Genomic DNA, 25,073 nt, shown 5'->3' with positions numbered 1-25,073 from the left:
CGTCAGTCGATGACCATGCGGGGCCGGCGGTGGGCGGGCGGCCGGGGTGCCGGGACCGGGTCGGCCGGGGGCACGGCGGCCGGCGGCGGCACCGTCGGAACCGGGACCGGCCACAGCCCCCAACTCGAGGTGTCCTGCTCGGCGGTGGCGTTCTGCCTGATCGACAGGTGGACGTGACCGGTGTGCGGGTTGCTTCCACTGTAGATTCGGCGGGACCAGTCGGTACTGCGGTTGGCGATCTGCCGTTCGAAGATCCAGTACTGGGCGGCCGGATGGGCTTCGAACGCGGCGAGCAGCGTGGCCACGTCGATGCCGTCGCGATCGACGTCGATCGCGTTCACGGCACCCCGGCTGTTCGGATTGTGGTCCGAGGTCCGGCTCGCGTGCGACGCGTCGCCGATCCACCCGTCGGACCTGCGGTCCCGGTCCGGCCAGCGGGCGTCGATCTCGGTGCGGAGCACCTGCAGCGACGGTGCCAGGTAGTAGGACATCGCACCTCCTGTTGTCGTCGGCCCGCGCAGCGATTCTTGAGTGCGCGATACATTACCTAGAGTAACCGACGTCTCGGTGTGCCGCCGGATCGGCGAACCCGGCAGACGATGTCGGATCGAGGCTCGCGACGGTGGGTCACCGCAGCCTACGAACCCGGCGGACGCGGCCAGGACTCCTCGACGGGGGCCGCCGCCGGCCCCGGCCGAGGAGCCGCGGTGCCGGGTCGCGGTGGCCGGGGTGCCAGAGCGGCATCATCGGCGTCCGGTGGTAGGGGAGCCACCCCGGCAGCTGAGGTCGCCGGGGTGTCGGCGTGCGGAGGCGGCGGCACCGGTGCCGCCGAAGGCTCGGCCGGCGCGTCGCTCCACAGCGCTCCGCCGGGCAGCAACGACCGGAAGTCGAAGGCACACTTGTCGCAGGTACGCAACGCCGTCTCCGCCCGACGGTCGCCACAGCGACGGCAGAAGGTGACCACGGACTCCTCAGCGGACAACCCCTGGCACCGTGGGCAGGCGAACGCCGGCCCCCTGCTCTGCGCGAGCCGACCGGCCAGGACGAACGGGCTGATCACGGCGCTGACGGTGGTCGCCAGGTCCCGGGTGCGCCGGTTGCGCTCCTGAAGGCGCTCCAGCTCGGGGTTCACGATCTTCTCGAGCCTGCAGGTGGTGCAGACCTGCAGGGTCCGCACCGGGAGCATCTCCCGGAGCTGGGCCTGCTGGTGCAGGAAGACCACCACCGGTACGTCAGCGGCGTCGACGGTGAATCGGAACGCCCCACCGTCACCGGCGGTGGCCGCCGTCGCCGCGACGTACTCCTCCACCCGGTACACCAGGGACTGGATCTGAGCCACCAGGTGGGGCGGCATCTGGCCGGGCCGGCTGGTGATCAGCGTACCGACGGTGAGCATGCCGTCGGCGAGTTGCGGGGGGACCTCGGCGACCTTCCCCTGCGCCAGGAAGGTGAACGTTCCGGCTCCGGTCCGGCTCACCGGCGTACCGGATTTCGGGCCGGACCCGTCGAGCAGCCGGCTGGTGTGCCGCGACAGCACCGAGCCGGCCTGCGCCGCCCAACCGGCCGCGTTCTGCATCACCGCGACGTCACCGGGGCCGACGCGGCGCCACCGGGGTGGGAAACTGCTGGCGGCGGCCGGATCGAGCCGGGCCAGCACGCCGTCGACGGCGGCCAGCACCTCGGCGAACACGTCCTGATAGGCGGCGGTGGCACCCCAGTTGCGGCCCACCTTGGCCAGCCAGCGGTCGACGATCCGCACGGTCACCCCGCAGCCGCCGTCGCCGGCCGACTCCAGTCCGATCGAGACCCCGACCGGAATCTTCGCCGGCTGCAGCGTGACCGCTCCGAGTGTCGAGCCCCGGGCACCCTCGATGACGGTCAACTGCTCGGTGGTCAGGGTGAATCCCCGCTCCCGGACCGCCGCCAACACGTGCTGGCGCACAGTGGTCAACGGTACGGCGACGCTGCGCTGCGCTCCGGCCGCCAGCCGACCCGAAGTCCCGCTCGCGGATTCGGCACCCCCAGGTACCTCGGCGACGTCGATCCAGCTCATAGGCTGTCTCGGCGTCGAACGGGGCGGCGGTGCTGTCGTACAGGCTCACCTCCGCCGCCGCCGCGTCGATGTTGTAGTCGGCCGCCGCCGCGTAGTCGCCGGCCTTGGCGGCCTCGTCGGCGGCCAGCGCGTACCCGCGCTCGGCGGCGGCCAGGGACGCCTCCGCCGAGACGTCGAACCCGGCCGCCACGCTCTCGGCCGCGTCCTGCACGTACACGTCGGCGGACCGGGCCCAGTCGCCGCTGTTGCCGCCGTGCCAGTCCGCCCAGTCCTCGTCCGCGGCTGCCTTGTCCAGGTGCGTCTCCACGGATGCGACGACCTGCTCCGGCACCGCCACCGGGTCGGGGGTCGCGGCGGCGGCGGAGTCGTCAGCCAGGTAGCCACCCCAGTCCGAATCAGTTGTCACCGTTGGCCTGCGCTGTCAGCGGTCGCGACAGCAGGGCCGCGCCATGATCGTCAACTCCGCCGATCATGCCGCTGCTGGTCGGGCCGGCTCCATCCCCCGTCCGTGTCGTCGCCGTCGTCCGGGCGCGGGCGCCCGCCCGCCGGTGGTACCGGCGACCCGGCTGGCGGGCGCTGCGGCACCGGCCCGGTCGGCGGGCCGCAGTGGTCCGCGCGGACCGTCCAGGGCGCGGGTCGTCCAGGGTCAGGCCTGGGCGCCACGCATCCGACCACCCGGAGCGGACGCCGCCGTGCGTACCCGGCCGGATCCGGCGCGGACCAGGGCCTGGGCCGCACCGAGCCCGGCGGCGAGCAGCGCCGTCGCGGTCTGCTTGTGCGTCACCGCCCACAACGCGAGCGACCGTCGATGGGCAGTGTCGTCGAAGACCCCGCGCGCACCGTGGTCGACGTCGGCGTCCGCCGGGGCGTCCACGTTGTCCCGCCAGGCCGACCGGTCGATCACCTCCGCGGTCTGCTGTGAGTCGAAACCGACCTGACGCAGCGCCAGGAACCGGTCGAGCAGCCCGGGGGCCAGTACGTCGGCCAACCGGGCCCGCAGCGTCGGTCCACCGACGTTGACCTCACGGGGCCCCTTGTCCGCCGCCCAGCAGATCGCCTGTGCGGCGACCTCGGGCTGGAAGATCGGCGGCACCGGCTGCGGGTGCCTCGGCAGGTGGGTACGCACCCACGAGAACTGCGGGGTGTTCACCGCCGGTAGTTGCACCATCGACAGTTTGATCTCCGGGCTGGCCTGCAGCAGTTCGGCCCGTAGCGAGTCGTTGAAGCCCTGGATGGCGTGCTTGCTGGCGCAGTACGCCGACTGCAGTGGGATGCCCCGGTAGGCCAGCGCCGAGCCGACCTGAACGATCGTGCCGATCCCGGCCGGGCGCATCTGTCGCAGCGCCGCCAGGGTGCCGTGCACCGTACCGAGGTAGTTGACCTCGGTGACCCGACGGAACTCGTCGGCGCTGATCTCCCAGGTGGGGGCGAACACCGAGACCATCGCGTTGTTGATCCACACGTCGAGTCCACCGTTGCGCCGGGCCAGGTCGTCGCCGGCCCGATCGACGGCCGCCGCGTCGGCGACGTCCACCTGGTAGGTGGCGACCGCCTCGGCGCCGAGTTCCCGACACTCGGCTGCCGCTGCGGCCAGGCCGGCCTCGCCCCGGGCGATCAGTCCCAGCCGGGCACCTCGCCGGGCGTACCGTTGCGCGGTCGCCCGCCCGATGCCGGCGCTGGCTCCAGTGATCATCACGGTCTGGCTCATCCCGTCCACCCTCCTGTGCGGTTGGGCCACGTACGCGGATCAGCTCTCCACGGCGACCTTGCGGGTCGCGATGTCCGACAGCCGCCGCAGCGTCTCGCGGTTGCGGTGGTGCAGGACGAGGTCGTCGATTTTCGTCCGTACCCAGTGCAACGGGCCGGCGGTGAACGACTCGGCGACCGTCACCCGGGTGCCGTTGCCCTCGGTGGCCGCCAGTCGGAACACGACGGTCGCCTCGCCGAGCGGCCACAGCCCGGCCCGTAACGTCAACTCGCTCGGTGGGTCGCAGGAGACCACGGTCGAGGTGTCCGACAGCGACAACGGCCACGGGCCGGCGGTGTGGTGCAGCGCGGCCCCCGGCTGCGGCCAGTGATCGTCGACGTCACGGATGTGGACGGTGCCGACCACCCAGTCGCTGTAGGTCCAGCCGTTGGCCAGCACGGCGAAGACCTGGTCCGGCGGGGCGGGGATCACCCGCTGTACGACAGCCACGCCGCCCTGGTACCCGGCGTCCGGCCGGCTAATCCGCCCGACCGCCAAATGGTGCGGACCGGACGAAGGTGAAGGATGTTTACTCGCCGCGCTCTCGGGAACCCGACCGAGGTGCGAAGCGAACGGACCAGCCGCAGCCGCGGGCTGTTCGACGCGGTGCTGTTCGACCGTGACGGGACGCTCGTGCACGACGTGCCGTACAACGGCGACCCGGACCGGGTACGCCCGGTGCCGGGTGCCCGCGCCGCGCTGGACCGGCTGCGCGCCGCCGGCCTGCGGCTGGGCGTCGTGACGAACCAGTCCGGTCTGGCCCGGGGCCGGTTCACCGCCGAGGACCTGCGGCGGGTGCACGCTCGCATCGAGCACCTGTTGGGCCCGTTCGACACCTGGCAGGTCTGCCCGCACGACGACGCCGACGGCTGCCGGTGCCGCAAACCGGCCCCCGGCATGGTCCACACGGCGGCGGCCGCCCTGGGCACCGTCGCCCGCCGTTGCGTGGTGGTCGGCGACATCGGCCGGGACATGGTCGCCGCCGGCGCCGCCGGTGCCACCGGCGTCCTGGTCCCCACCGAACAGACCCTGCCGGTGGAGGTGGCGGCCGCGCCGGCGGTCGCCGGCGACCTGACCGGCGCCGTCGACCTCATCCTGCGCCGGCACCGCATCAGCGCGGCGACCGGCGACGGCACCCGTCGGAGACGGGTACTGGTCGTCCGGTCCGACTCGGTCGGCGACGTCCTGGTCACCGGTCCGGCGATCCGCGCCGTCGCCGCCGGCGCCGACGAGGTCGTGATGCTCTGCGGTCCCCGGGGCCGGGCCGCCGCCGAACTGCTGCCGGGTGTCACCGAGTTGATCGAGTGGCCGCTGCCGTGGATCGACCCGGATCCGGGGCCGGTCGACCCGACCGCACTGCACCAGCTCACCGACCGGCTGGGCCGCGTCGGTGCCGACGAAGCGATCGTGTTCACCTCGTTCCACCAGTCACCGCTGCCACTGGCCCTGCTGCTGCGGCTGGCCGGAGTGCCGCGGATCGCGGCGATCAGCGACGACTACCCGGGATCCCTGCTGGATGTGCGTCACCGGGTGCCGCCCGGGGTCCCCGAACCGGAACGTGCCCTGTCGCTCGCCGCCGCCGCCGGCTTCGCCCTGCCCGCCGACGACGAACCGGTGCTGCGGCTGCGACCCGGATGCCTGCGGCCGGCCCCACCGGACCCGCCGACCCCGGCCGACCCGCCGGACCGGACGACCGAGGCTGCGGCGACCGGCGCCCCACCAGGGGGGTACGTCGTGGTGCACCCCGGCTCGTCCGTCGAGTCCCGGGCCTGCCCACCCGACCGCTGCGCCGAGTTCGTCGACGCGCTGCACGCCGCCGGCCACCGGGTCGTCGTCACGGGTGGCCCCGGCGAACGCTCGCTGAGCACCACGGTCGCCGGGCGTACCGGCATCGATCTGGGCGGGCAGACCTCGCTTGCCCGGCTCGCCGCGATCCTCGCCGGAGCCGACGCGGTGGTGGTCGGCAACACCGGGCCGGCCCACCTGGCCGCGGCCGTCGGCACCCCGGTGGTCAGCCTCTTCGCCCCGACCGTGCCGTTCGGCCAGTGGGGGCCGTACCGGGTGCCCTGGGTGCGCCTCGGTGACCCGGTGGCGGGTTGCCGCAACACCCGGGCCGCCCGCTGCCCGGTGCCCGGTCACCCCTGCCTGTCGTCGGTCTCCGCCGACAGCGTCGTCGACGCGGTCCGACTGATCAACGGGACGGTCGGATGAACATCCTCCTCTGGCACGTCCACGGATCGTGGACCACCGCGTTCGTCCACGGCAAGCACCACTACCTGGTCCCGGTCACCCCCGACCGGGGCCCGTACGGGCTGGGCCGGGCCCGGACGTACCCGTGGCCGGACAGCGTCGTCGAGATCCGCCCCGGTCAGCTCGCCGCCGCCGACGTCGACCTGGTGATCCTGCAACGGCCCGAGGAGTGGGAGCTGGCCACCAGCTGGCTCGGCCGTACCGTCGGCCGCGACGTTCCGGCTGTCTACGTCGAACACAACACCCCCAAGGGCGACGTACCGACGACCCGGCACCCGATGGCCGACCGCGACGACATCACCGTGGTGCACGTGACCCACTTCAACGACCTGTTCTGGGACACCGGTGGCACCCGTACCCGGGTGATCGAGCACGGCATCGTGGCACCGGCGGCCCGCTACAGCGGCGAACTGGAGCGGTTCGCGGTGGTCACCAACGAGCCGGTCCGCCGGGGCCGGGTCACCGGCACCGACCTGATGCCACGCTTCGCCCGGGTGGCGCCGCTCGACGTGTACGGCATGGGCGTCGCCGGCCTTCCCGAGGCGCTCGGGGCGGCGGTGGCCGGGCGGGTCGCCGTACATGACGATCCGCCGCAGGCACGGATGCACGCCGAGGTCGCCCGGCGTCGGGCGTACCTGCATCTGTGCCGGTGGACGTCGCTGGGCCTGAGCCTGATCGAGGCGATGGCGATGGGGATGCCGGTGATCGTGCTCGGTACCACCGAGGCGGTCGCCGCGGTGCCGCCGTCGGCCGGGGTGTCGACCACGAGGATGCAGACGCTCCTCGACGCCGCCCAGTGGTTGCTCGACGAGCCGGACGCCGCCCGCCGGCTCGGCGACGGCGCGCGACGTGTGGCGCAGGACCGATACGGACTGGACCGGTTCCTCGCGGACTGGGACGAGCTGCTGGAGGAGGCGCTATGCGCATCGCGATGATCTCGGAGCACGCCAGCCCGCTCGCCGCGCTGGGCGGGGTGGACGCCGGCGGCCAGAACACCCACGTCGCCGAGCTGTCCACCGCGCTCGCCGCCGACGGGCACGAGGTGCGGGTCTACACCCGGCGGGACGCCGACGACCTGCCGGAACTGGTCCGGATGGACAACGGCGTGACGGTGGTGCACGTCCCCGCCGGTCCGGCCGCGCACATCGCCAAGGACGAGCTGCTGCCGTACATGGCGCAGTTCAGTGAGTGGCTGGTCGGCCAGTGGAGCGGCGACTGGACCCCGACGGTCGCACACGCGCACTTCTGGATGAGCGGACTGGCGGCGGTCAACGCCGGCCGGCTGACCGGGGTGCCGGTGGTGCAGACCTACCACGCGCTGGGCACCGTCAAGCGGCGCCACCAGGGTGCGATGGACACCAGCCCGCCGCGTCGCATCGGCTACGAGCGCGCGCTCGGCCGCAGCGTCGACCGGGTGATCGCTCAGTCCCAGGACGAGGTCGCCGAACTGATCCGGATGGGGGTCCCCCGGGGCCAGCTGTCGGTCGTGCCGTCCGGGGTCAACGAACACACCTTCTCGCCGGACGGGCCGGTGGCCGGGCGCGACCCCGACCGGCACCGGGTGCTGACCGTCGGCCGGCTGGTCGCTCGCAAGGGCTTTCAGGACGTCGTACGGGCCATGCAGCTCGTGCCGGACGCCGAGTGCGTCGTCGTCGGCGGCCCACCAGGCTCCGCGCTCGACGTCGACCCGCAGGCCCGCCAGCTGCGCCAACTCGCCGAGTCCTGTGGTGTCGGCGACCGGGTACGGCTCGTCGGCGCGGTACCCCGCGAGGAGATGCCACAGTGGTACCGGTCGGCCGACGTGCTGGTCGCCGCCCCTTGGTACGAGCCGTTCGGGCTGACCCCGCTGGAGGCGATGGCGTGCGGCGTACCGGTGATCGGCACCGCCGTCGGCGGGCTGACCGACACGGTCGTCGACGGCCTCACCGGCGACCTGGTGCCGCCACGTGACCCGAAGGCGCTCGGGATGGCGCTGCGCCGCTTGCTCGCCGACCGGGTCCGCCGGTTCGCGTACGCGACGGCCGCGCTGGACCGGGCCCGGCAGTGCTACTCGTGGCAGCGGGCCGCCGACCAGTTGACGGCGATCTACGCCACGGTCAGCGGGGTGCGCCAGCCGAGCCAGGTGGTGGCCGGATGAACGACCCGAACTCGCTGATCGACAGCCACCTCGCCGCACTGGCCGAGGCGCTGCTGCCGTACCGGGAGGTGGCGTCGCGGTTGGGCCGCTGGGGGTCCGAGCTGGCCTGGACCCTGGGCCACGGCGGCCGGCTGCTGGTGGCCGGCAACGGCGGCAGCGCCGCCGAGGCCCAGCACCTCGCCGCCGAACTGGTCGGCAAGCTGCGGGCCGACCGGACGCCGCTGTCGGCGATCGCGCTGACCGCCGAGACCTCCTCGCTCACCGCGATCAGCAACGACTTCGGCTTCGACGAGGTATTCGCCCGCCAGGTCCGCGCCCACGGCCGCCCCGGTGACATCCTCCTGCTGTTGTCGACCAGCGGCCGCAGCGGCAACCTGCTTGCTGCCGCCCACGCCGGCCGCGAGGCCGGGCTGCGCTGCTGGGCCTGCACCGGCCCGTCGCCGAACCCGCTCGCGGACATCTGCCCGGAGGTGCTGGCGGTGCCGGCGGCGGATCCGCAGGTGGTGCAGGAACTGCACCTGGTCACCGCCCACCTGCTGTGCGAGTACGTGGATCAGACATTGCCCGCCGTCCTTGGTCTGGTCGGCGCGATGGGAACCGCCGACCGGGTGGGTGCCGCCGACCGGGTGGGTGCCGCCGGCTCCCCGGCCGGTGCGGCGACCGTCTCCGGGCTGCCCGTCGTCGACTCCCACGGCGGCCGCCCATGACCACCGCACCGATCGTCGTGGTCGGCGACACGCTGCTCGACCGCGACGTCGACGGTGCGGTCACCCGGGTCTGTCCGGACGCCGCCGCCCCGGTGCTCGACGAACGCCACGTCACCGACCGGCCCGGCGGCGCCGGGCTGGCCGCGGTGCTCGCCGCCGGGCAGGGCCGGCCCGTGGTGCTGGTCAGCGCGTTCGCCGACGACGTCGCCGGTGCCCGGTTGGCGACGCTGCTCACCACCGCCGGGGTCGACCTGCATCCGCTGCCGCTCGGCGGGGCCACGGTGGAGAAGATCCGGCTGCGGACCCGGGGCCAGGTGCTGCTGCGGCTGGACCGGGGCGGCACCGGCACCGTACGCGGCGATCTGTCGCCGGCCACCGAGGAGCTGTTCGCCAGTGCCGCCGCCGTGGTGGTCAGCGACTACGGCCGAGGGGTGGCCCGGCTTCCGGCGCTGCGGACAGCGCTCACCGCCACCTCGGCGCCGGTGGTCTGGGATCCGCATCCCCGGGGTCCGGCGGCGGTGCCCGGTGTCCGTCTGGTCACTCCCAACGAGACCGAGGTACGCCAGTTGACCGGGCAGCCGGCCGGGGACACCCGGGTCGCGACGGCGGCCGGCTGCGCCGACGAGCTGCGGCTACGGTGGCGGGCCGGGGCGGTCGCGGTCACGATGGGCGGCGACGGGGCGTTGCTGTGCCACGCCGGCAGTGTGCCCCTGGTGGTGCCGGTCCCTTCCAGTGCCGAGGGGGACACCTGCGGCGCGGGGGACCGGTTCGCCACCGCGGCGGCGATCGCGCTCGCCGACGGGGCGGTGGTCTCCGAGGCGGTCCAGGTCGCCGTCCGGCAGGCGTCGCGGTACGTCGCCGACGGTGGCGCCGCCGGGGTGCGCCGGCTGCTGGCGGCGACCGGGTCACCGGCCGATGCGCAGCGGGCCGGGGCCGGCGTACCGCCGGTGGTGGAGGCCGTGGCGGCGCCGGACCGGATCGGCCCGGCGGCGGCCGGGACGCTCGCCACCGAGGTACGGGCCGCAGGCGGGACGGTGGTGGCCAGCGGCGGCTGTTTCGACCTGCTGCACGCCGGGCACGTCTCGGCGCTGCAGGCGGCCCGCCAGATGGGCGACTGTCTGATCGTGTGTGTCAACTCCGACGCGAGTGTGGCCCGGCTCAAGGGCCCGGACCGCCCGCTGGTCCCTGAACGGGACCGGGTCCGGCTGCTGGCCGCGTTGGCCTGTGTGGACGCGGTCGTCGTGTTCGACGAGGACACCCCGCACGCGGTGCTGAGCTGGCTGCGGCCGGACGTCTGGGTCAAGGGCGGTGACTACGCCGGCGACGGCACCGGCGAGCCGGACCTGCCGGAGGCCGGGCTGCTGCGCCGGTGGGGCGGACAGACGGCGGTCGTGCCGTACCTCGACGGCCGGTCCACGACGAGCATGATCGCGACGGCGCGCGATCGGGATCCCCAACGACGGAAGGAGCTGGCGTGACGAACCCCCTCACCGGTCCTGCGGTGCTGGTCACCGGAGGTGCGAGCGGCCTCGGCGCGGCCGTCGTCGAGCTGGCGGCCGCCGCCGGCTACCGGCCCTGCGTCATCGACCGGCGGCCACCGGTCGACGGCGTGCCGTGGGTCGACTGCGACCTGGCCGACACCCGGGCGGCCGAGGCGGCCACCCGCCGGCTCGCCGACCAGTTGGGCGGGCTCGACGCGGTGGTCACCGCCGCCGGCATGGACGTGCCGGGCCGCCTGGACGCGCTGCCCGGCGACGTGTGGGAACGGATCGTCTCGGTGGACCTGCTGGCCACCGCCGCCGTGGTCCGGGCCGCGTTGCCCTGGCTGACCGAGTCGGGCGGATCGGTCGTCACGGTCGCCTCGACGCTCGGTGTGAAGGCGGTCAGCGACGCGACCGCGTACTGCGCGGCCAAGTTCGGGGTGGTCGGCTTCACCCGGGCGCTCGCCGCCGAACTGGCCGGCACCGTCAACGTCACCTTGCTGGTGCCCGGCGGGATGCGGACCGCGTTCTTCGACGACCGTGACGCGCAGTACCGGCCGGGTGCCGACGCCGCCCTCAACGACCCCGCCGCGGTGGCGGCGGCGGTGCTGTTCGCGATCCGGCAGCCGGCCGGTTGCGCGGTACGCGAGCTGGTCGTCTGTGCCGACCGGGAATCGTCCTACCCGTGATCGTCGTCCTCCGGGCGCTCGGCATCGGCGACCTGGCCACGGCGGTGCCGGCGCTGCGCGGTCTGCGCGCCGCCCATCCGGCGCTGCCGGTCGCCCTCGCCGCACCGGCCGCCCTGGCACCGCTGGCCGAGCTGACCGGTGCCGTCGACCGGCTGCTGCCGGCCGACGGGTTGACCCTGCTGCCTGCGGTGCCTGCGCCGCCGGACCTGGCGGTCAATCTGCACGGTAAGGGCCCGCAGTCGCACCAGCTGCTGCGGAAGCTGCAACCCGGACGGCTGTGGGCGTACGCCTGCCCGGCGGCCGGCCACGACGATGGCCCACCGTGGCATGACGACGAGCACGAGGTGACCCGCTGGTGCCGCCTGCTCGACTGGTACGGCGTCGCCTGCGACCCGGCGGACCTGCGGCTGCGCCGGCCGCCACCGGACCGGGTCGCGGTCGGAGTCACGGTGGTGCACCCCGGAGCCGCCTCGGCGCGGCGGCGCTGGCCCGTCGACCGGTTCGCCGAGGTGGCCCGGCGACTCACGGCGGCCGGACACCGGGTGGCAGTGACCGGGTCGGCCCGGGAACGTCCGCTGGCCGAGGCGGTGGCCGCCGGGGCGGGGCTGCCCGCGACGGCGGTGCACGCCGGCCGGCTGGACCTGTCCCGGTTCGCGGCGTTGCTGTCGCACGCCCGCCTGGTCGTGGCGGCGGACACCGGCGCGGGGCATCTGGCGACCGCGTTCGGGGTGCCGTCGGTGCTGCTGTTCGGCCCCACGTCCCCGGCACGCTGGGGGCCGACGATCGACCGCCACCTGCACCGGGTACTGCAGTACCCGAATCTGTCGGCCGGCACCGAGGAGCCGGGCACCGAGGAGCCGGGCACCGGTGAGCCGCATCCCGCGATGGCGGCGATCTGCGTCGACGAGGTGCTGGCAGCGGTGGACCGGGTGGCCCGCGATGCGGCTGCGGCGTAGCAACCTGACCGCCGCCGGCTACCGGCGTCGTCGGCGGGGCCGCGGGGTCACGTACCTGGACACCGAGGGGCGAGCGGTCAGCGACCGGCAGGAGCTGGCCCGGCTGCGTGCCCTGGCGATCCCACCCGCCTGGCGGGACGTGTGGATCTGTCCCGACGCCAACGGACACATCCAGGCGGTCGGGTTCGACGCCGCCGGCCGCCGGCAGTACGTCTACCACCCGCAGTGGCGCCTCCGTCGGGACACCGCGAAGTTCCACCACGTACGGCGGGTGGCCGACCGGTTGCCCCGGCTGCGTCGCCGGGTCGCGGTCGACCTTCGTGGTCGTGGCCTGCGTCGGGAACGGGTACTGGCGGCGCTGGTGCGGCTGCTGGACCTGGGCATGTTCCGCATCGGCAGCGACCAGTACGCCGCCGGTGACGACCCGACGTTCGGGGTGGCGACCCTGCGGGTCAGCCACGCCCGCCCCGGCCGGGGGTGCGTGGTGCTGCAGTTCCCGGCCAAGGGCGGCCTGGCCCAGCAGCGGCGGATCGACGACCCGCAGGTCTGCGCGGTGCTGCGGGCGCTGCGCCGCCGTCGACGCGGCGAGCAGCGGCTGTTCTGCTACTGGGACGGGCGGCGCTGGCGGGAGGTGCACAGCGACGAGATCAACGACTACCTGCGGCAGGTCAGCGGCACTGAGATGACGGCTAAGGACTTCCGTACCTGGCATGCGACGGTGCTGGCCGCGACCCGGCTGGCGGCGCTCGGGGCACCCCGGTCGACGGCGGCCCGGCGTCGGGCGGTGGCCGGGGTGATGCGCGAGGTCGCCGACCTGCTCGGCAACACCCCCACGGTGGCCCGTGCCTCGTACGTGGATCCACGGGTGGTCGAGATGTTCCACCGGGGCCGGGTGGCTCGCCTCGGTGCCGGCGAGCCCACCCGCGACGCCGCCGAGCAGGCGGTGCGGCGACTGCTGCCGCTACGGTGACGTGCCGCCGCCCGGCTTGGCAGCCGCCGACGGCTCCTTGACGAAGGTCGGATGCAGGCTGACCGGGGCGGCGGTGCCCTTGGACTGACGCGAGCGCAGCCGCAGGTTGAGGAACTCCACGAAGATCGAGAACGCGATCGGCCCGTAGACGTACCCCTTGGCGATGTGCTGGCCGAGTCCTTCGGCGATGAGGCTGCCGCCGATCAGCAGCAGGAACGACAGGGCGAGCATCTTGACCGTCGGGTGCCGGTTGACGAAGGCGCTGACCGCGCCGGCCGAGACCAGCATGATGATCATCGCGATGATCACTGCGGCGACCATGATGAACAACTCGTCGACCATGCCGACCGCGGTGATCACCGAGTCGAGCGAGAAGACCACGTCGAGGATCAGAATCTGGACGATCACCCCGGCGAACGAGGCGGTCTTGCGGCTGGTGCCGTGGTCGGAACCCTCCAGATGCTCGTGGATCTCGTACGTCGCCTTGGCCAGCAGGAACAGGCCGCCGAGCAGCAGGATCAGGTCGCGACCGGAGATCTCCTGGCCGAAGACGGTGAACAACGGCGCGGTCAACCCGATCACCCAGGACAGCGAGGCGAGCAGCAACAGCCGGGTGATCAGGGCCAGGGAAATGCCGATGGTGCGTGCCCGCGCCTGCTGATGCTCGGGAAGCCGGCCGGCGAGGATCGAGATGAACACGACGTTGTCGATGCCCAGCACGATCTCGAGCAGCAGCAGGGTCGCGAACGCGATCCACAGCTCGGGGCTGGTCAGAAGCTCCATGATGATGCTCCCAGGAAGGGTGTCCACCGAGCCGCGACCGGCCCGCGATCCCAGACCGTACTGCCGGGGGTCAACCTCGGCGGCACCGGGAGCAGGTGTCGTCTCAGTCGGTGAGCACCTGGGCGAGCTGGTCGCGGAAGCGTCGCTCCGACTCGGTCACCGTCTCCCCACCGATGCCGAGCAGCCCGCCGGTGGCGGCGGCACCGACGACCTCTTCGGCGATGCCGACCAGCCAGTGTTTGTAGGCGCCGGCCTCTCCGTCGTCGACCCGATCGGCGAGCAACCGGGCGGCCTGACCGGCCCGGTCCAGTACGTCGGCGATCAGCGCCTGCGGGTCGGCCGGCTCCGGCACCGGCAGTTCCTCCCCGGTCTCGGGGTCGCCGACCCGGCTGACCAGTTCGCCGGCGACGGCGCTGACCAGTGGGCTGGCCGACTCCCGGCCGGCGCCGATGGCCTCCAGCCCGGCGGCGCTCTCCGCCCGGGTGCGCCGCCCACCGTCGGACTCGGCGGCGCTGGCCGCGGTCAGCACCGCCTGCGGCAGCCCGACCAGCAACCCCCACTCCTCGTCGGAGAATCCGAGCTCGGTGTACACCGGCAGGTCCGTCACGCTCATGCCCCTTCCACGTTCGGCCGCCGCGGCCATGCCCGGCGGGTCGATGATCCTCAGTGTGACTCGGCGGCCAGCAGACCCTGCTCGCTGACCACCGGCACGGACAACGTCTTGTATCCGACACCGTCGAAGAGCACCGTCATCCGGTCCTGTTCGTAGCCGAGGACCATGCCGGCACCCCAGTCGGCGTGTCGCACCATACTGTGTACCGGGAACGGGCCACTGGCACCGTCGTCGGCGGTGCTGGTGCCAAAGTGGCAGCTGTCACAGTGCCCGCAGACGTCGCGCATGTGCTCGCCGAAGTAGGCCAGCAGCGCCTGGCTGCGGCAGCCGTTCGCCTCGGCGAACGCCCGCATCATGTCGGTGCGGGTCCGCTGCACCGCCTGGCGGCGGGTCGCCGCGGCGACGGCCGCATCGGCGGCCCGGTCGGGCACCGGCGCGTACGGCGGGCGGACGAATCGGCTACCGGAGACGGCCCGGGCGGCACCCACCTCCTCGAGCAGTGCCAGCAGCTGCCCCAGCTTGCGGGCCCCCAGCCCGGAGCGGCTCCGCAGCTGGCTGCGGGTGGCTCCGGCGGCGTCCAGCAGCGCGGCCAGGTCGCGCAGGTCGTCGTGGTCCGGTGGGCTGGTGGTGAAGTAGCGCTGGAGGCCGATGTCCTCGGCCCGCCACAGCAGCAGCGCCCGCGCCGGAGCACCGTCGCGGCCGCCCCGGCCGATCTCCTGCAGGTAGCTGTCGGGGGAGTCGGGCAGCGCGGTGTGCGCCACCCACCGTACGTCTGGTTTGTCGATGCCCATGCCGAACGCGGACGTCGCCACCATCACCGGAACCTGGCCGTCGAGGAACTCCTCGTGCAGCCGTTCCCGGGCGCCGGCGGCCATCCCGCCGTGGTAGCAGCGGGCCGGGTGACCGGCGGCGTCGAGACGGTCGGCCAGTTCCTGCGCCGCCCGCCGGGTCGGCACGTAGACGATGCCGGGCGGCGCTTCGGCGTCGAGCAGACCGAGCAGCCGGCGCCAGCGGTAGTCCTCGGTGGGACAGTGGGCGACCTCCAGGAACAGGTTGGGTCGGTCGAGCCCGGCGACCACCAGATGCGGGTCGGTCAGACCGAGGCGATGCACGATGTCCTCACGTACCGGCGGCGAGGCCGTGGCGGTGAGCGCGACGACCGGGGGCCGACCCAGCTCGCGGACCAGGTGCCCGATCGACAGGTAGTCGGGTCGGAAGTCGTGGCCCCAGGCGGAGATGCAGTGCGCCTCGTCGACGGCGACGAGCCCGGGGCGCAGTTGGCGGACATCGGCCAGCCGATTCGGGTCGCACAGCTGCTCCGGGGTGGTGAACAGGAACCGGGCCCGGCCGGTGCGGATCTCGTCGAGGGCGGCCTGTTGCTGGGCTGGTGTCTCGGCGGAACTGATCCGGACCGCCCGCAGGTCGGGCTGGCCCCGGTCGTTGAGCGCGGTGATCTGGTCCTGCTGCAATGCCAGCAGCGGGGAGATCACCACCGTCGGGCCGGCAAGCATGGTGGCCGGGACCTGGTAGACGGCGGACTTGCCGGCACCGGTGGGGAGCACGACGAGCGCGTCGCGTCCCTTGAGCAACGCGCGCATCGCGCCGAGTTGTCCGGGACGCAGCGCGGACCAGCCGAACCGCTGGCGGGCCGTGCGTCGCAGGCGGGGTGAGTGCAGGGGCAGCTTCATCGGAAGCCGTGGTTACCCGGCGGGTACGCCGACCAAACGGCTGGTGCGGTGGTTACCGGAACATCGCCCGCACGGCGGCGATCAGCAGCAGGACGCCCAGGACCGCGCCGACCACCTGTACGCCCGGTATGTCATGCCAACTGGTCTGCTCGGCGGCGAACGAGACGATCGGTGCCATCTCCGCACTGTGCCATATCGTGCCCGGTCGCCGACAGGTCGTGGTCGATGGGCGCCGAGGGGGCAGTCGTCCGGTGGGTCCCGATCAATAGGAAGGTTTATTGACTGAAGAGATCGCCGGGTGTGACCATGGCTGCTCCCACCGTCTCGAAAGGGCCCACGCCGCATGGTCGACTCCAGTCCCAGTCTGCGGCGGATGGCGGCCGCCGTGCTGCAACCCGGCTTCGTCGGCACCAGCGTGCCGGACTGGGTGCGGCGGTGGACCGCCGACGGGCTCGGCGCGGTGGTCCTGTTCGATCGCAACGTGCGCGACGTCGCGCAGGTCGCCGACCTCACCTGCGCACTGCGCGCCGAACGACCGGACCTGCTGGTCGCCATCGACGAGGAAGCCGGCGACGTGACCCGGCTCGAATCCGGCACCGGCAGCTCCCGGCCCGGCAACCTGGCGCTCGGCGCGGTGGACGACCCTGCGCTGACCGAGCGGGTCGCCCGGGACCTCGGCCGGGAACTGGCCGGGGCGGGGATCACGCTCAACTACGCCCCGGTCGCCGACGTCAACTCCAATCCGGACAACCCGGTCATCGGCGTCCGGGCCTTCGGCGACGACCCTGACCTGGTCGCCCGGCACACCGCGGCGTGGATCCGTGGCCTGCAGTCCGCCGGGGTCGCCGCCTGCGCCAAACACTTCCCCGGTCACGGCGACACCAGCGTCGACTCGCATCTGGACCTGCCCCGTATCGACGCCGACCGGGTCCGGTTGGACGCCGTCGAACTCGCCCCGTTCCGGGCGGCGATCGCGGCGGGCACCGCCACGGTGATGACCGGCCACCTGTCGGTACCGGCGATCGACCCGGTGCACCCGGCCACGTTGAGCCGTCCCGTCCTGGTCGACCTGCTCCGGGGCGAGCTCGGCTTCACCGGGGCGGTGGTCACCGACGGCATCGAGATGCGGGCCGTGACCGGCCGGTACGGCCTCGCCGGGGCCACCGTACGGGCGCTCGCCGCCGGGGTCGACGCGGTCTGCGTCGGCGGGGAACACGCCGACGAGGCGACGGTCCGGCTGCTACGCGACGCGATCGTCGACGCGGTGGTGACCGGAGGGCTGCCGGTGTGCCGGCTGGCCGAGGCGAGCGAACGGATCACCCGGCTGGCCGCGTGGACCCGGCACCCGCCCGGCGCGCCGACCATCGACGGTGCCGCGCCGAGCGCCGACGGCGTACCGGACGGTGCCGGGGCCGGTCTGGCCGCCGCCCGCCGGGCCCTACGGCTGCGGACCGCGACGCCGCTGCCGCTGACCCGGCCCGCCCACGTGGTCGAGTTCGCGCCCCCGCACAACATTGCCTCCGGGGCGCAGACCCCGTGGGGACTCGGCCCGGCAATGACGGCGCTGCGCCCCGACACGACCACCGAACGGCTGACCGCCGCCGACCTCGACGGACCCGTGGCCGGCGGCCTGCCAGCGGCGGGCGTCCCGGCGTCCCGGCTGGCTGCCGCCCTCGCCGCCGCCCGCGACCGTACCGTCGTCCTGGTCGTTCGGGACCTGCACCGCCACCAGTGGATGGCAACGGCGGTCGAGCAGGTGCTGGCGGTGCGCCCCGAGGCGGTCGTCGTCGAGATGGGCGTGCCGGTGCGGGTAGTCGGCGGCACCCACCTGGCCACCTACGGGGCGAGCCGGGCCAACGCCGAGGCCGCCGCCGAGCTGCTGGTCGGCCGGCGCGTCCCGGACCGGTCCGCCGGTCGCCGCCCGCCGGCACCGGTGGTCAGCCGGTGACCCGCAGGATCCGGTCGTCCTCGGCGTCCGGGTCACCCCGACCGTCCCGGTTGGACGTCAACACCCAGAGCGTGCCGTCGGGCGCGACGGCGACATGCCGCAGCCGGCCGTAGTCGCCGCGCAACAGCGTCTCGGCTCCGGTGCCGTCCGGGTTCACCCGGTACAGCCGCTGGCCGCGTAGGCAGGCCAGCCAGAGTCGGCCCTGGTGGAAGGCCAACCCGCTGGGTGAGGCGTCCCGGGGCGACCAGGTCGCCACCGGGTCGACGAACTGCGCCAACTCGGCGATACCCTCGGCTTCCGGCCAGCCGTAGTTGCCGCCGGGAGTGATCAGGTTCAGCTCGTCGTGGCGGTTCTGGCCGAACTCGCTGGCGTACAGCTGGCCGTCCGGATCCCAGCCCAACCCCTGCACGTTTCGGTGGCCGAGGCTGAACACCGGCGAGTCGGGGAACGGATTGTCCGGTGGTGGGGTGCCGTCCGGGGCGATCCGAAGGATCTTGCCGGCCAGATTGGTCGGGTCCTGGGCGGCACCCCGCTGCCCGGCGTCACCGGTTCCGGCGTACAGCATCCCGTCGGGTCCGAAGGCGAGCCGCCCGCCGTTGTGCGTCGCGGCCCGGGGGATTCCGGTGAGGACCGGTTCCGGCGTGCCGGCCGTACCGTCGGCGGCCAGCCGCAGCCGGACGATCCGGTTGTCGGTCGCGGTGGTGTAGTAGAGGTACACCCAGCGGTCGTCGGCGTGCTGCGGGGAGACCGCGACCCCGAGCAGCCCGCCCTCGCCGCCGGCGACGGCGTCGGTGATCCGGGTGAGCTCCCGGACGGCGCCCTGCTGGTCGACCATCAGCAGCCGGGTGCTGTCCCGCTCGGTGACCAGCGCGGTGCCGTCCGGCAGGAACGCCAGGTCCCACGGCGCGGCCAGGCCACTCGCGACCACCTCGACCTCGGCGGGCGCCTCGGGCGCACCGGAGATCGTCGGATCGCTGAACCAGCCGAGCCAGCCGCCGACCGCGAGCACCGCCGCGGCGAGCACCGCCACGGCGGCCAGCGCCGCCACCGTCCGTAGCGGCCGGGAGCGGGGCCGGTCAGTCACTGGCGACCAGCGACGCGAACTCCGGATGCCGGTCGATGTAGGCGGCGATGAACGGACACTGCGGCACCACCCGGTCGCCCCGTTCGCGGATCTGGGTGAGCATCCCGTGGGCGAGCGCGTCGCCGGCGCCCTTGCCGCGATGGGCAGGGTCGATCTCGGTGTGTGTCACGGTCACCGTCGCGGGCGCGAGCCGGTACGCCGCGAATCCGGCCAGCGCGTCGTCGATCAGGATCTCGAACCGGTGACGTGCGGGGTCGTCCTGCACCAGCACGGTCAACGCCAGGCACCTCCTCGGCCGGTGGGCGGCCGTTCTCGACGTCGTCGATCTCAGGTCCGGTCGGCACGCGCCGGCCGGTCGTCGTTCGTCGAGCCTATCCGGCCCGGCCGGACCTGTCCGCACCCGGCGCAGCGCGGGGCCGGTCACGGCCCGGCGCGCGCCCGACGAGCCGATGGCGTCGCCTTGTCCCGGTACCCTGTCAGCTGTGACGAACGCCCCCTTCCCGCCGGCCGCCGCCGGCCTGCCCACCGCCGCGACCGCCCTCGCCGACCCGACCGTCATCACCGACTCGACCCGGTCCGCCCTGGCCGCCCCGACGGCTGGCCGCCGCCGGGCCGGTCGGATCGCGGCGTCGTTCGCCGGGCTGATGCTCGGTGCCGCGGTGCTCGCCGGCTGCAGTTCCGAGGGGGCCAGCACCGACTGCGGGCTGGACGCCTGCACTGTGACCTTCTACCGGGGCGTCGAGGCCAGCGCCAGTTTCCTCGGCGTCGAGGCCAAGCTGATCGGGGCCGAGGGCGACCAGGTAACCGTCGAGGTGGCCGGCGAGCAGGTGACCCTGACCACGGGTCAGCAGGCGACCGAGGTCGGCGGGATGGCCGTCACTCTCGAGCAGGTCACCGACTCCCAGGTGGTGATCCGGGTGGCCCGGCAGTGACCTGACGATCTCGGCACCGGCCGGTGCCGAGATCGCGGTGCCGGCCGGGCAGGTTTGACAGTGGTCGGCACCGGTCATTGAAGCGGCCATGCCGAACACCCGCGACGCGCGACGCACCGCTCACCAGGTTGGCGAGAGCCGCTGGCTGGAGACGCTGGCCAGAGTCGGATTCATTGGATACGGAGTAGTCCACCTGCTGGTGGCCTGGCTCGCACTGCAGATCGCCTTCGGTCGGTCCGGCGCGAACGGCGACCAGTCCGGTGCCCTGCGGACCCTTGCCCAGCAGCCGTTGGGCAAGGTGCTGCTGGTCGCGGTCGCGGTCGGGCTGGCCGCCATGGCGCTCTGGCAGGGGATCGAGGCCGCGGTCGGGCACCGCGCTGAGCAGGGCCGCGACCGGGTCGTCGAGCGGGTACTCTCCGCCGGGCGTACGGCGGTGTATCTCTCCTTCGCCTGGACCGCCGTGCAGGTGTTCCGCGACGCCAACGCGGACACCGCCGGGCAGCAGCAGGCGATGAGCGCACGGGTGATGGCCGAGCCGGGTGGCCGGTGGCTCGTCGGCGCCGCCGGTGTGGTGCTGGTCGGCATCGGGATCGGCATGGCGGTCAACGGGATCACCCAGCGCTTCACCAAGCACCTGCGGACCGGGCAGATGAGCGCGAAGGCGCGCCGGGTGATCTGCCGGCTGGGCATGGTCGGGTACGTGGCCAAGGGCGTCGCGTACGGCACTGCGGGGGTGCTGGTCGTGGTCGCCGCCGTGCAGTACGCACCCGAGCAGGCCCGGGGCCTGGACGCGGCGCTGCACACGCTGCGGGAGCAGGCGTTCGGCACCCTGTTGCTCTGTCTGGTGGCGGCCGGCTTCGCGGCGTTCGGCGTCTACTGCTTCGCCCAGTCCCGCTACCGCAAGGTCTGAGGGGTGTGACCGGTCACTGACCTGCGGTCCCGCCTGGCGGTCCGGCGACACTTCCGGCATCCTTGGCATTTCGCTGCCAAAGATCGCAAACAGCGCGATCATCTCCGGCCGCCGCCCGATCGTCCGCACGCCGATCGCCACCGGCCGCGGCCGGTGGCGATCGGCGTGCGGTGGAGGGAGGAACTTCGTGCATCCGGTTGTGGTGACGGCGATCGTGACCGTCGGGGCGGCCCTGCTGGCGGTGGGACTGGTGGCCTTCGGCCACCGGATCGTGCGCCGGCTGGGCCGGCGTTCGGTGCTGCTCGCCGAGCTCGCCACCCACGCCCACCGGCCCGTGCTGGCGGCGGCGACCGTCGCGGCGGTCCAGTTCGCGGTGCGGTTCTCCACCGGGTACGCCGTCGGCGAACCCTGGCGACGGACCACATTGCACCTGCTGGTGCTGGCGACCATCGCCTCGTGCGCCTGGCTGGTCGGGGCGCTGCTGCTGGTCCTGGAGGACACCACGCTGGCCCGGTTCCGAACCGACGTGCCCGACAACCGGCACGCCCGGCGGCTGCACACCCAGGTGGTGATGCTGCGCCGGGTCACCATCGCGGTGACCGTGGTGCTGACCATCGGCGTGATGCTGATGACCTTCCCCGCCGTCCGGGGCGTCGGTGCCAGCCTGCTCGCCTCCGCCGGGGTCATCGGCGTGGTGGCCGCGCTCGCCGCGCAGAGCGTGCTCGGCAACGTCATCGCCGGCCTGCAGCTGGCCTTCAGCGACGCGGTGCGCATCGACGACGTCGTCGTGGTGGAGGGCGAGTGGGGCCGGATCGAGGAGCTCACCCTCAGCTACGTCGTGGTGCACATCTGGGACGACCGGCGGCTCATCCTGCCGACCTCGTACTTCACCACCCGCCCCTTCCAGAACTGGACCCGGACCCGGGCGGCGGTGCTCGGCACCGCGGAGTTCGACCTGGACTGGTCGGTTCCGGTGCAGGTGATGCGTGAGGAACTGCGTCGCCTGGTGGAGTCCTCCGAGCTGTGGGACGGCCGGGTCTGCGTACTGCAGGTGACCGACGCGACGGGCGGCACGGTGCGGCTGCGGGCCCTGGTCAGCGCGGCCGACTCCCCGAGTCTGTGGGATCTGCGCTGTCTGGTCCGCGAACATCTGGTCCGGTGGGTCCGCGATCAGCGGCCGACCGCGTTGCCCCGCTGGCGGGCCGAGGTCGGCGACGGCAACGGCCTGTCGGACTGGCTGGATCTGCGCCCGCCGGCCGCCGCCCGCGACCGGGTCGGCCGCGACCGGGTCGGCCGGGGCCGCGTACGGCCCGCCCTCGAGGCCGAGCCGCCCGACGACGCCCGGCTGTTCGGCGGCGGTGCCGACGGCGAGGCCCGGGCCTCTGTCTTCGTCGGCCCGGACGATTCCACCGGCCCGGATCCGCGGCAACAGGATTGATCTGGTCCCGGGCCGGGCATACAGCGGCGAACAGCGGGAAAGGAGGCACCATGGCCGACGTCTTGCACCGGCCACCCGCCGAGCAGTCCACCGCGGAACTCGTGCAACAGGCAGGTGAGCAGATATCGCGGCTGGTCCGTGACGAGCTCGCGTTGGCCCGGGCGGAACTGACTGAAAAAGGCAAACACGCCGGAATGGGCATCGGCCTGTTCGGCGGCGGCGGCGTCATGGCTCTGTACGGCCTCGGCACGCTGATCGCCGCGGCCGTCCTGCTGCTCGGCCAGGCCTGGCCGCCGTGGGTCGCGGCGCTGGTCGTGGCGGTGCTGCTCTTCGCGGTGGCCGGCGGGCTGGCGCTGGCCGGCCGGCGTCAGGTCCGGCAGGCGGCCCCGCCGGTGCCGACCGCGACGGCGGACAGTCTGCGCGCCGACGTGACCGTGGTCGGCGCGGCGATGAAGCGGGGGCGGCAGCCGTGACCTCACACAACGGCAGATCGGGTAACGGCAGCGGCGACCTGGACCTGCTGCGGGCCGACATCCGGCGGACCCGGGCCGAGCTCGGACAGACGGTCCAGGCGCTGGCCGCCAAGACGGACGTGAAGAGCCGGGTGCGCGTCGGTGCCGCGCGGACCCGGCGGCGGCTGCGGGACCGGGCCGACCAGGTACTGGCCGACGTACGCCGGTCCGGCCCGCGCGGCGCGTTGCCGGCGGTGGCGGTGGCCGGCGTGCTGGTCAGCGTGGCCGTGGTGTGGGTGACGATGCGAGGGAGGCGCCGGTGAGCAAGCCGGTCGACAAGCTGGCCTACCGTCCGGTGGGCCTGATTCTGGGGATGGCCGCCGGAGCCCTGGCCGGGGCGATCTTCCGACAGGTGTGGAAGGCCGCCGCCGGCGACGACGACGCGCCCAGCGCCATCGACGAGGAGCGGGGCTGGGGTGAAGTGCTCGCCGCGGCGGCCCTGCAGGGGGCGATCTTCTCGGTCGTCCGGGCCGCCGTCGACCGGGGCGGAGCGACGGGTGTCCGCCGGTTGACCGGCCGCTGGCCGGGCTGACGACGATGACCGGATTTGCGCACGCCACGGGGGCGTGAACGGCGTCTCAGGTCACATGTCGGCGACGTTCGTCAGGTAGGCTGTGCGAAGTTTTTGCGTACGTGGTTTGCTGTCCACGCTGTTGCGAGACAGCGTGGGTTGAGAGTCCTCCTTCACCGGGGGCCACCTCAGGCGCCGCTGCTCGAAAACGGCCAACCGGCCGCACGGCGTGCTTGGCCGCCAGTTTCAGAAGGAGATACACATGGCGCAGGGAACCGTGAAGTGGTTCAACGCAGACAAGGGCTTCGGCTTCATCACCGTCGACGGCGGGGGTGCTGACGTGTTCGTCCACTTCTCGGCCATCCAGACCAGCGGCTACCGGACGCTGGAGGAGAACCAGCGGGTGGAGTTCGAGATCGCCCAGGGCCAGAAGGGCCCGCAGGCCGAGCAGGTCCGCCCCATCTGACCTCAGTCGCCGGCGCGACGTCGGCTGCTGGGCCCGGCTCTACCCGGGAAGCTTGTGCACAGGAAGCCCCGTGTCCGCACCGGACGCGGGGCTTTCCCGTCACCGGCCGTTGCCGTGCCGGTGGGCCGGCCGGCCCGGCGGCGTCACCACCGGTGGTGCACCTGCGGTCGGATCAACTCGTCGTAGACCTGCGCCACGGCCTGCCGGGCCGCCTCGTCGAGCGGGGCCAGCCCGGCCGCCGCCGCGTTGTCGCGGGCCTGCTGCGGGTTGCGGGCACCGGGGATCACCACGGTGACGCCCGGCTGGTCCAGGATCCAGCGCAACGCGAACTGGGCCATGGTCGCCTGCTGCGGCACCAGTGGCGCGAGCCGGCGGACCGCCGCCAACCCGGTGCTGAAGTCGACGCCGGAGAAGGTCTCGCCGACGTCGAACGCCGCGCCGTCGCGGTTGAAGGTGCGGTGGTCGTCGGCGGCGAACCGGGTCTGCTCGTCGTACCGGCCGGAGAGCAGACCACTGGCCAGCGGTACCCGCGCGATGATGCCGACGCCAGCGGCGGCCGCCGCTGGCAGCACCCGTTCGACCGGCTTGAGCCGCAACGCGTTCAGGATGATCTGCACGCTGGCGACACCCGGCCGGGCGATCGCGGCCAGCGCCTCGTCGACGGTCTCCACGCTCACCCCGTACGCGGCGATCCGTTTCTCCGCCACCAGGGTGTCCAGTGCGTCGTAGACCGCGTCGGTGTGCAGCACCTCGGTCGGCGGGCAGTGCAGTTGGACCAGGTCGAGGGTGTCGACGCCGAGGTTCTCCCGTGACCGGTCGGTCCAGGCCCGGAAGTTGTCCAGCACGTACGCGGCCGGCTCCTGCGGCACCCGACGGCCCATCTTGGTGGCGACGAACAGCTCGCCCGACCCGGACTCCCGCAGGAACCGGCCGATGATCCGTTCGCTGCGCCCGTCGCCGTACACGTCGGCGGTGTCCAGGAACGTGGTGCCGGCGTCGACGGCGGCGGCCAGCGTCGCCAGCGCGTCGTCCTCGCTGACCGTCCCCCAGTCCGCGCCGAGCTGCCAGGCACCCAGACCGATCACACCCGCTGTGCGGCCCAGCCGCGGAAACGTACGCTTGTCCACCAGGCGAGCCTAGTCGACCGCCCGGACGGTACGCTCGGCGCAGCCGGTCGCCGCCGAGGCGAGCCGGCATG

27 protein-coding genes are annotated in these 25,073 nt (G+C 73.5%); 16 read left to right on the top strand and 11 right to left on the bottom strand.

The annotated features are described in order from the left end of the window. Positions 1-2: 2 nt before the first annotated feature. The 4 genes from O7623_RS07385 to O7623_RS07370 all read right to left on the bottom strand — a co-directional run bounded on the left by O7623_RS07385 (position 3) and on the right by O7623_RS07370 (position 4,250). The gene (locus tag O7623_RS07385) at positions 3-491 is read right to left on the bottom strand and encodes a hypothetical protein (RefSeq protein ID WP_282227841.1); all 489 of its coding nucleotides are present in this window, start codon (positions 489-491) and stop codon (positions 3-5) included. Between the two features lie 146 nt (positions 492-637). Beyond that, on the bottom strand, positions 638-2,053 hold the full coding sequence (locus O7623_RS07380; RefSeq protein ID WP_282227840.1) for a hypothetical protein: 1,416 nt from the start codon (positions 2,051-2,053) through the stop codon (positions 638-640). 646 nt (positions 2,054-2,699) lie between these two features. Then, entirely contained in the window at positions 2,700-3,761 is a 1,062-nt protein-coding gene (locus O7623_RS07375; protein ID WP_282227839.1) for an SDR family oxidoreductase, read from the bottom strand. Positions 3,762-3,800: 39 nt separating this feature from the next. Then, complete coding sequence (locus O7623_RS07370; RefSeq protein ID WP_282227838.1) at positions 3,801-4,250, bottom strand: SRPBCC family protein; 450 nt, start codon at positions 4,248-4,250, stop codon at positions 3,801-3,803. 75 nt (positions 4,251-4,325) lie between these two features. Here O7623_RS07370 and O7623_RS07365 point away from each other — a divergent pair, with 75 nt between their 5' ends. The 8 genes from O7623_RS07365 to O7623_RS07330 are packed head-to-tail and all read left to right on the top strand — an operon-like array spanning position 4,326 to position 12,990. Next, complete coding sequence (locus O7623_RS07365) at positions 4,326-6,011, top strand: HAD-IIIA family hydrolase (RefSeq protein WP_282227837.1); 1,686 nt, start codon at positions 4,326-4,328, stop codon at positions 6,009-6,011. After that, positions 6,008-6,985: a glycosyltransferase gene (locus tag O7623_RS07360; protein ID WP_282227836.1), complete on the top strand. Its 978-nt coding sequence runs from the start codon at positions 6,008-6,010 to the stop codon at positions 6,983-6,985. Before O7623_RS07365 ends, O7623_RS07360 begins: the two co-directional genes overlap by 4 nt. Further along, positions 6,970-8,187 carry a glycosyltransferase gene (locus O7623_RS07355; protein WP_282227835.1) on the top strand — a complete coding sequence of 406 codons (1,218 nt, stop codon included), beginning with the start codon at positions 6,970-6,972 and terminating at the stop codon, positions 8,185-8,187. The genes O7623_RS07360 and O7623_RS07355 overlap by 16 nt, the downstream gene beginning before the upstream one ends. Continuing rightward, complete coding sequence (locus tag O7623_RS07350; RefSeq protein ID WP_348775134.1) at positions 8,184-8,894, top strand: SIS domain-containing protein; 711 nt, start codon at positions 8,184-8,186, stop codon at positions 8,892-8,894. The genes O7623_RS07355 and O7623_RS07350 overlap by 4 nt, the downstream gene beginning before the upstream one ends. Continuing rightward, positions 8,891-10,372: a PfkB family carbohydrate kinase gene (locus tag O7623_RS07345; protein WP_282227834.1), complete on the top strand. Its 1,482-nt coding sequence runs from the start codon at positions 8,891-8,893 to the stop codon at positions 10,370-10,372. The genes O7623_RS07350 and O7623_RS07345 overlap by 4 nt, the downstream gene beginning before the upstream one ends. Beyond that, positions 10,369-11,064, top strand: a complete 696-nt coding sequence (locus O7623_RS07340) for an SDR family oxidoreductase (RefSeq protein WP_282227833.1) — start codon at positions 10,369-10,371, stop codon at positions 11,062-11,064. Before O7623_RS07345 ends, O7623_RS07340 begins: the two co-directional genes overlap by 4 nt. Next, positions 11,061-12,020 (top strand): glycosyltransferase family 9 protein, encoded by a 960-nt coding sequence (locus tag O7623_RS07335; protein ID WP_282227832.1) that lies wholly within the window; start codon positions 11,061-11,063, stop codon positions 12,018-12,020. The genes O7623_RS07340 and O7623_RS07335 overlap by 4 nt, the downstream gene beginning before the upstream one ends. Beyond that, entirely contained in the window at positions 12,004-12,990 is a 987-nt protein-coding gene (locus O7623_RS07330; protein WP_282227831.1) for a DNA topoisomerase IB, read from the top strand. The genes O7623_RS07335 and O7623_RS07330 overlap by 17 nt, the downstream gene beginning before the upstream one ends. On the opposite strand, the gene O7623_RS07325 is transcribed toward O7623_RS07330, so the two are convergent. The 4 genes from O7623_RS07325 to O7623_RS07310 all read right to left on the bottom strand — a co-directional run bounded on the left by O7623_RS07325 (position 12,982) and on the right by O7623_RS07310 (position 16,252). Then, complete coding sequence (locus O7623_RS07325; RefSeq protein WP_282227830.1) at positions 12,982-13,773, bottom strand: TerC family protein; 792 nt, start codon at positions 13,771-13,773, stop codon at positions 12,982-12,984. The two genes, O7623_RS07330 and O7623_RS07325, sit on opposite strands and share 9 nt — an antisense overlap. A 103-nt stretch (positions 13,774-13,876) precedes the next feature. Next, positions 13,877-14,380, bottom strand: coding sequence for a hypothetical protein (locus O7623_RS07320; RefSeq protein WP_282229346.1), 504 nt, complete (start codon positions 14,378-14,380; stop codon positions 13,877-13,879). A gap of 56 nt (positions 14,381-14,436) precedes the next feature. Further along, positions 14,437-16,074 carry a RecQ family ATP-dependent DNA helicase gene (locus O7623_RS07315; RefSeq protein WP_282227829.1) on the bottom strand — a complete coding sequence of 546 codons (1,638 nt, stop codon included), beginning with the start codon at positions 16,072-16,074 and terminating at the stop codon, positions 14,437-14,439. 52 nt (positions 16,075-16,126) lie between these two features. Further along, positions 16,127-16,252: a hypothetical protein gene (locus O7623_RS07310; RefSeq protein ID WP_282227828.1), complete on the bottom strand. Its 126-nt coding sequence runs from the start codon at positions 16,250-16,252 to the stop codon at positions 16,127-16,129. A gap of 165 nt (positions 16,253-16,417) precedes the next feature. Between O7623_RS07310 and O7623_RS07305 the strand changes: the two genes are divergently transcribed. Continuing rightward, positions 16,418-18,022, top strand: coding sequence for a glycoside hydrolase family 3 protein (locus O7623_RS07305; RefSeq protein WP_282227827.1), 1,605 nt, complete (start codon positions 16,418-16,420; stop codon positions 18,020-18,022). Here the strand turns inward: O7623_RS07305 and O7623_RS07300 are convergent. Then, a complete protein-coding gene (locus tag O7623_RS07300; RefSeq protein ID WP_282227826.1) occupies positions 18,012-19,106 on the bottom strand; it encodes a PQQ-dependent sugar dehydrogenase in 1,095 nt (364 codons plus the stop codon). The genes O7623_RS07305 and O7623_RS07300 overlap by 11 nt on opposite strands. After that, positions 19,099-19,377 carry a GNAT family N-acetyltransferase gene (locus O7623_RS07295; protein WP_348775154.1) on the bottom strand — a complete coding sequence of 93 codons (279 nt, stop codon included), beginning with the start codon at positions 19,375-19,377 and terminating at the stop codon, positions 19,099-19,101. The genes O7623_RS07300 and O7623_RS07295 overlap by 8 nt, the downstream gene beginning before the upstream one ends. 310 nt (positions 19,378-19,687) lie before the next feature. On the opposite strand from O7623_RS07295, the gene O7623_RS07290 reads away from it, so the two are divergent. The 7 genes from O7623_RS07290 to O7623_RS07260 all read left to right on the top strand — a co-directional run bounded on the left by O7623_RS07290 (position 19,688) and on the right by O7623_RS07260 (position 23,875). Further along, on the top strand, positions 19,688-20,038 hold the full coding sequence (locus tag O7623_RS07290) for a hypothetical protein (RefSeq protein WP_282229345.1): 351 nt from the start codon (positions 19,688-19,690) through the stop codon (positions 20,036-20,038). 88 nt (positions 20,039-20,126) lie between these two features. Then, positions 20,127-20,948, top strand: a complete 822-nt coding sequence (locus O7623_RS07285; protein ID WP_282227824.1) for a DUF1206 domain-containing protein — start codon at positions 20,127-20,129, stop codon at positions 20,946-20,948. Between the two features lie 187 nt (positions 20,949-21,135). Continuing rightward, positions 21,136-22,386 (top strand): mechanosensitive ion channel domain-containing protein, encoded by a 1,251-nt coding sequence (locus O7623_RS07280; protein WP_282227823.1) that lies wholly within the window; start codon positions 21,136-21,138, stop codon positions 22,384-22,386. A 50-nt stretch (positions 22,387-22,436) separates the two neighbouring features. After that, the gene (locus O7623_RS07275; protein ID WP_282227822.1) at positions 22,437-22,859 is read left to right on the top strand and encodes a phage holin family protein; all 423 of its coding nucleotides are present in this window, start codon (positions 22,437-22,439) and stop codon (positions 22,857-22,859) included. Then, positions 22,856-23,161 carry a DUF3618 domain-containing protein gene (locus O7623_RS07270; protein WP_282227821.1) on the top strand — a complete coding sequence of 102 codons (306 nt, stop codon included), beginning with the start codon at positions 22,856-22,858 and terminating at the stop codon, positions 23,159-23,161. Before O7623_RS07275 ends, O7623_RS07270 begins: the two co-directional genes overlap by 4 nt. Next, positions 23,158-23,430 carry a DUF4235 domain-containing protein gene (locus O7623_RS07265; protein WP_282227820.1) on the top strand — a complete coding sequence of 91 codons (273 nt, stop codon included), beginning with the start codon at positions 23,158-23,160 and terminating at the stop codon, positions 23,428-23,430. The genes O7623_RS07270 and O7623_RS07265 overlap by 4 nt, the downstream gene beginning before the upstream one ends. A 241-nt stretch (positions 23,431-23,671) precedes the next feature. Further along, complete coding sequence (locus O7623_RS07260) at positions 23,672-23,875, top strand: cold-shock protein (protein WP_007075740.1); 204 nt, start codon at positions 23,672-23,674, stop codon at positions 23,873-23,875. Positions 23,876-24,018: 143 nt separating this feature from the next. Here O7623_RS07260 and O7623_RS07255 read toward each other — a convergent pair whose 3' ends face one another. After that, positions 24,019-25,002: an aldo/keto reductase gene (locus tag O7623_RS07255; protein WP_282227819.1), complete on the bottom strand. Its 984-nt coding sequence runs from the start codon at positions 25,000-25,002 to the stop codon at positions 24,019-24,021. Positions 25,003-25,073 lie beyond the last annotated feature (71 nt).

Source organism: Solwaraspora sp. WMMD791, assembly GCF_029581195.1.
GTDB lineage: Bacteria > Actinomycetota > Actinomycetes > Mycobacteriales > Micromonosporaceae > Micromonospora_E.
This window is presented reverse-complemented; position numbering and strand designations above follow the sequence as displayed.

Excerpts from the sequence above, each read along its gene's own strand:
- O7623_RS07315 (WP_282227829.1), bottom strand. The coding sequence starts at position 16,074 with ATGAAGCTGCCCCTGCACTCACCCCGCCTGCGACGCACGGCCCGCCAG.
- O7623_RS07345 (WP_282227834.1), top strand. The coding sequence starts at position 8,891 with ATGACCACCGCACCGATCGTCGTGGTCGGCGACACGCTGCTCGACCGC.
- O7623_RS07375 (WP_282227839.1), bottom strand. The coding sequence starts at position 3,761 with ATGAGCCAGACCGTGATGATCACTGGAGCCAGCGCCGGCATCGGGCGG.
- O7623_RS07350 (WP_348775134.1), top strand. The coding sequence starts at position 8,184 with ATGAACGACCCGAACTCGCTGATCGACAGCCACCTCGCCGCACTGGCC.
- O7623_RS07380 (WP_282227840.1), bottom strand. The coding sequence starts at position 2,053 with ATGAGCTGGATCGACGTCGCCGAGGTACCTGGGGGTGCCGAATCCGCG.
- O7623_RS07310 (WP_282227828.1), bottom strand. The coding sequence starts at position 16,252 with ATGGCACCGATCGTCTCGTTCGCCGCCGAGCAGACCAGTTGGCATGAC.
- O7623_RS07305 (WP_282227827.1), top strand. The coding sequence starts at position 16,418 with ATGGTCGACTCCAGTCCCAGTCTGCGGCGGATGGCGGCCGCCGTGCTG.
- O7623_RS07330 (WP_282227831.1), top strand. The coding sequence starts at position 12,004 with ATGCGGCTGCGGCGTAGCAACCTGACCGCCGCCGGCTACCGGCGTCGT.
- O7623_RS07275 (WP_282227822.1), top strand. The coding sequence starts at position 22,437 with ATGGCCGACGTCTTGCACCGGCCACCCGCCGAGCAGTCCACCGCGGAA.
- O7623_RS07260 (WP_007075740.1), top strand. The coding sequence starts at position 23,672 with ATGGCGCAGGGAACCGTGAAGTGGTTCAACGCAGACAAGGGCTTCGGC.
- O7623_RS07325 (WP_282227830.1), bottom strand. The coding sequence starts at position 13,773 with ATGGAGCTTCTGACCAGCCCCGAGCTGTGGATCGCGTTCGCGACCCTG.
- O7623_RS07360 (WP_282227836.1), top strand. The coding sequence starts at position 6,008 with ATGAACATCCTCCTCTGGCACGTCCACGGATCGTGGACCACCGCGTTC.
- O7623_RS07285 (WP_282227824.1), top strand. The coding sequence starts at position 20,127 with ATGCCGAACACCCGCGACGCGCGACGCACCGCTCACCAGGTTGGCGAG.
- O7623_RS07365 (WP_282227837.1), top strand. The coding sequence starts at position 4,326 with ATGTTTACTCGCCGCGCTCTCGGGAACCCGACCGAGGTGCGAAGCGAA.
- O7623_RS07355 (WP_282227835.1), top strand. The coding sequence starts at position 6,970 with ATGCGCATCGCGATGATCTCGGAGCACGCCAGCCCGCTCGCCGCGCTG.
- O7623_RS07385 (WP_282227841.1), bottom strand. The coding sequence starts at position 491 with ATGTCCTACTACCTGGCACCGTCGCTGCAGGTGCTCCGCACCGAGATC.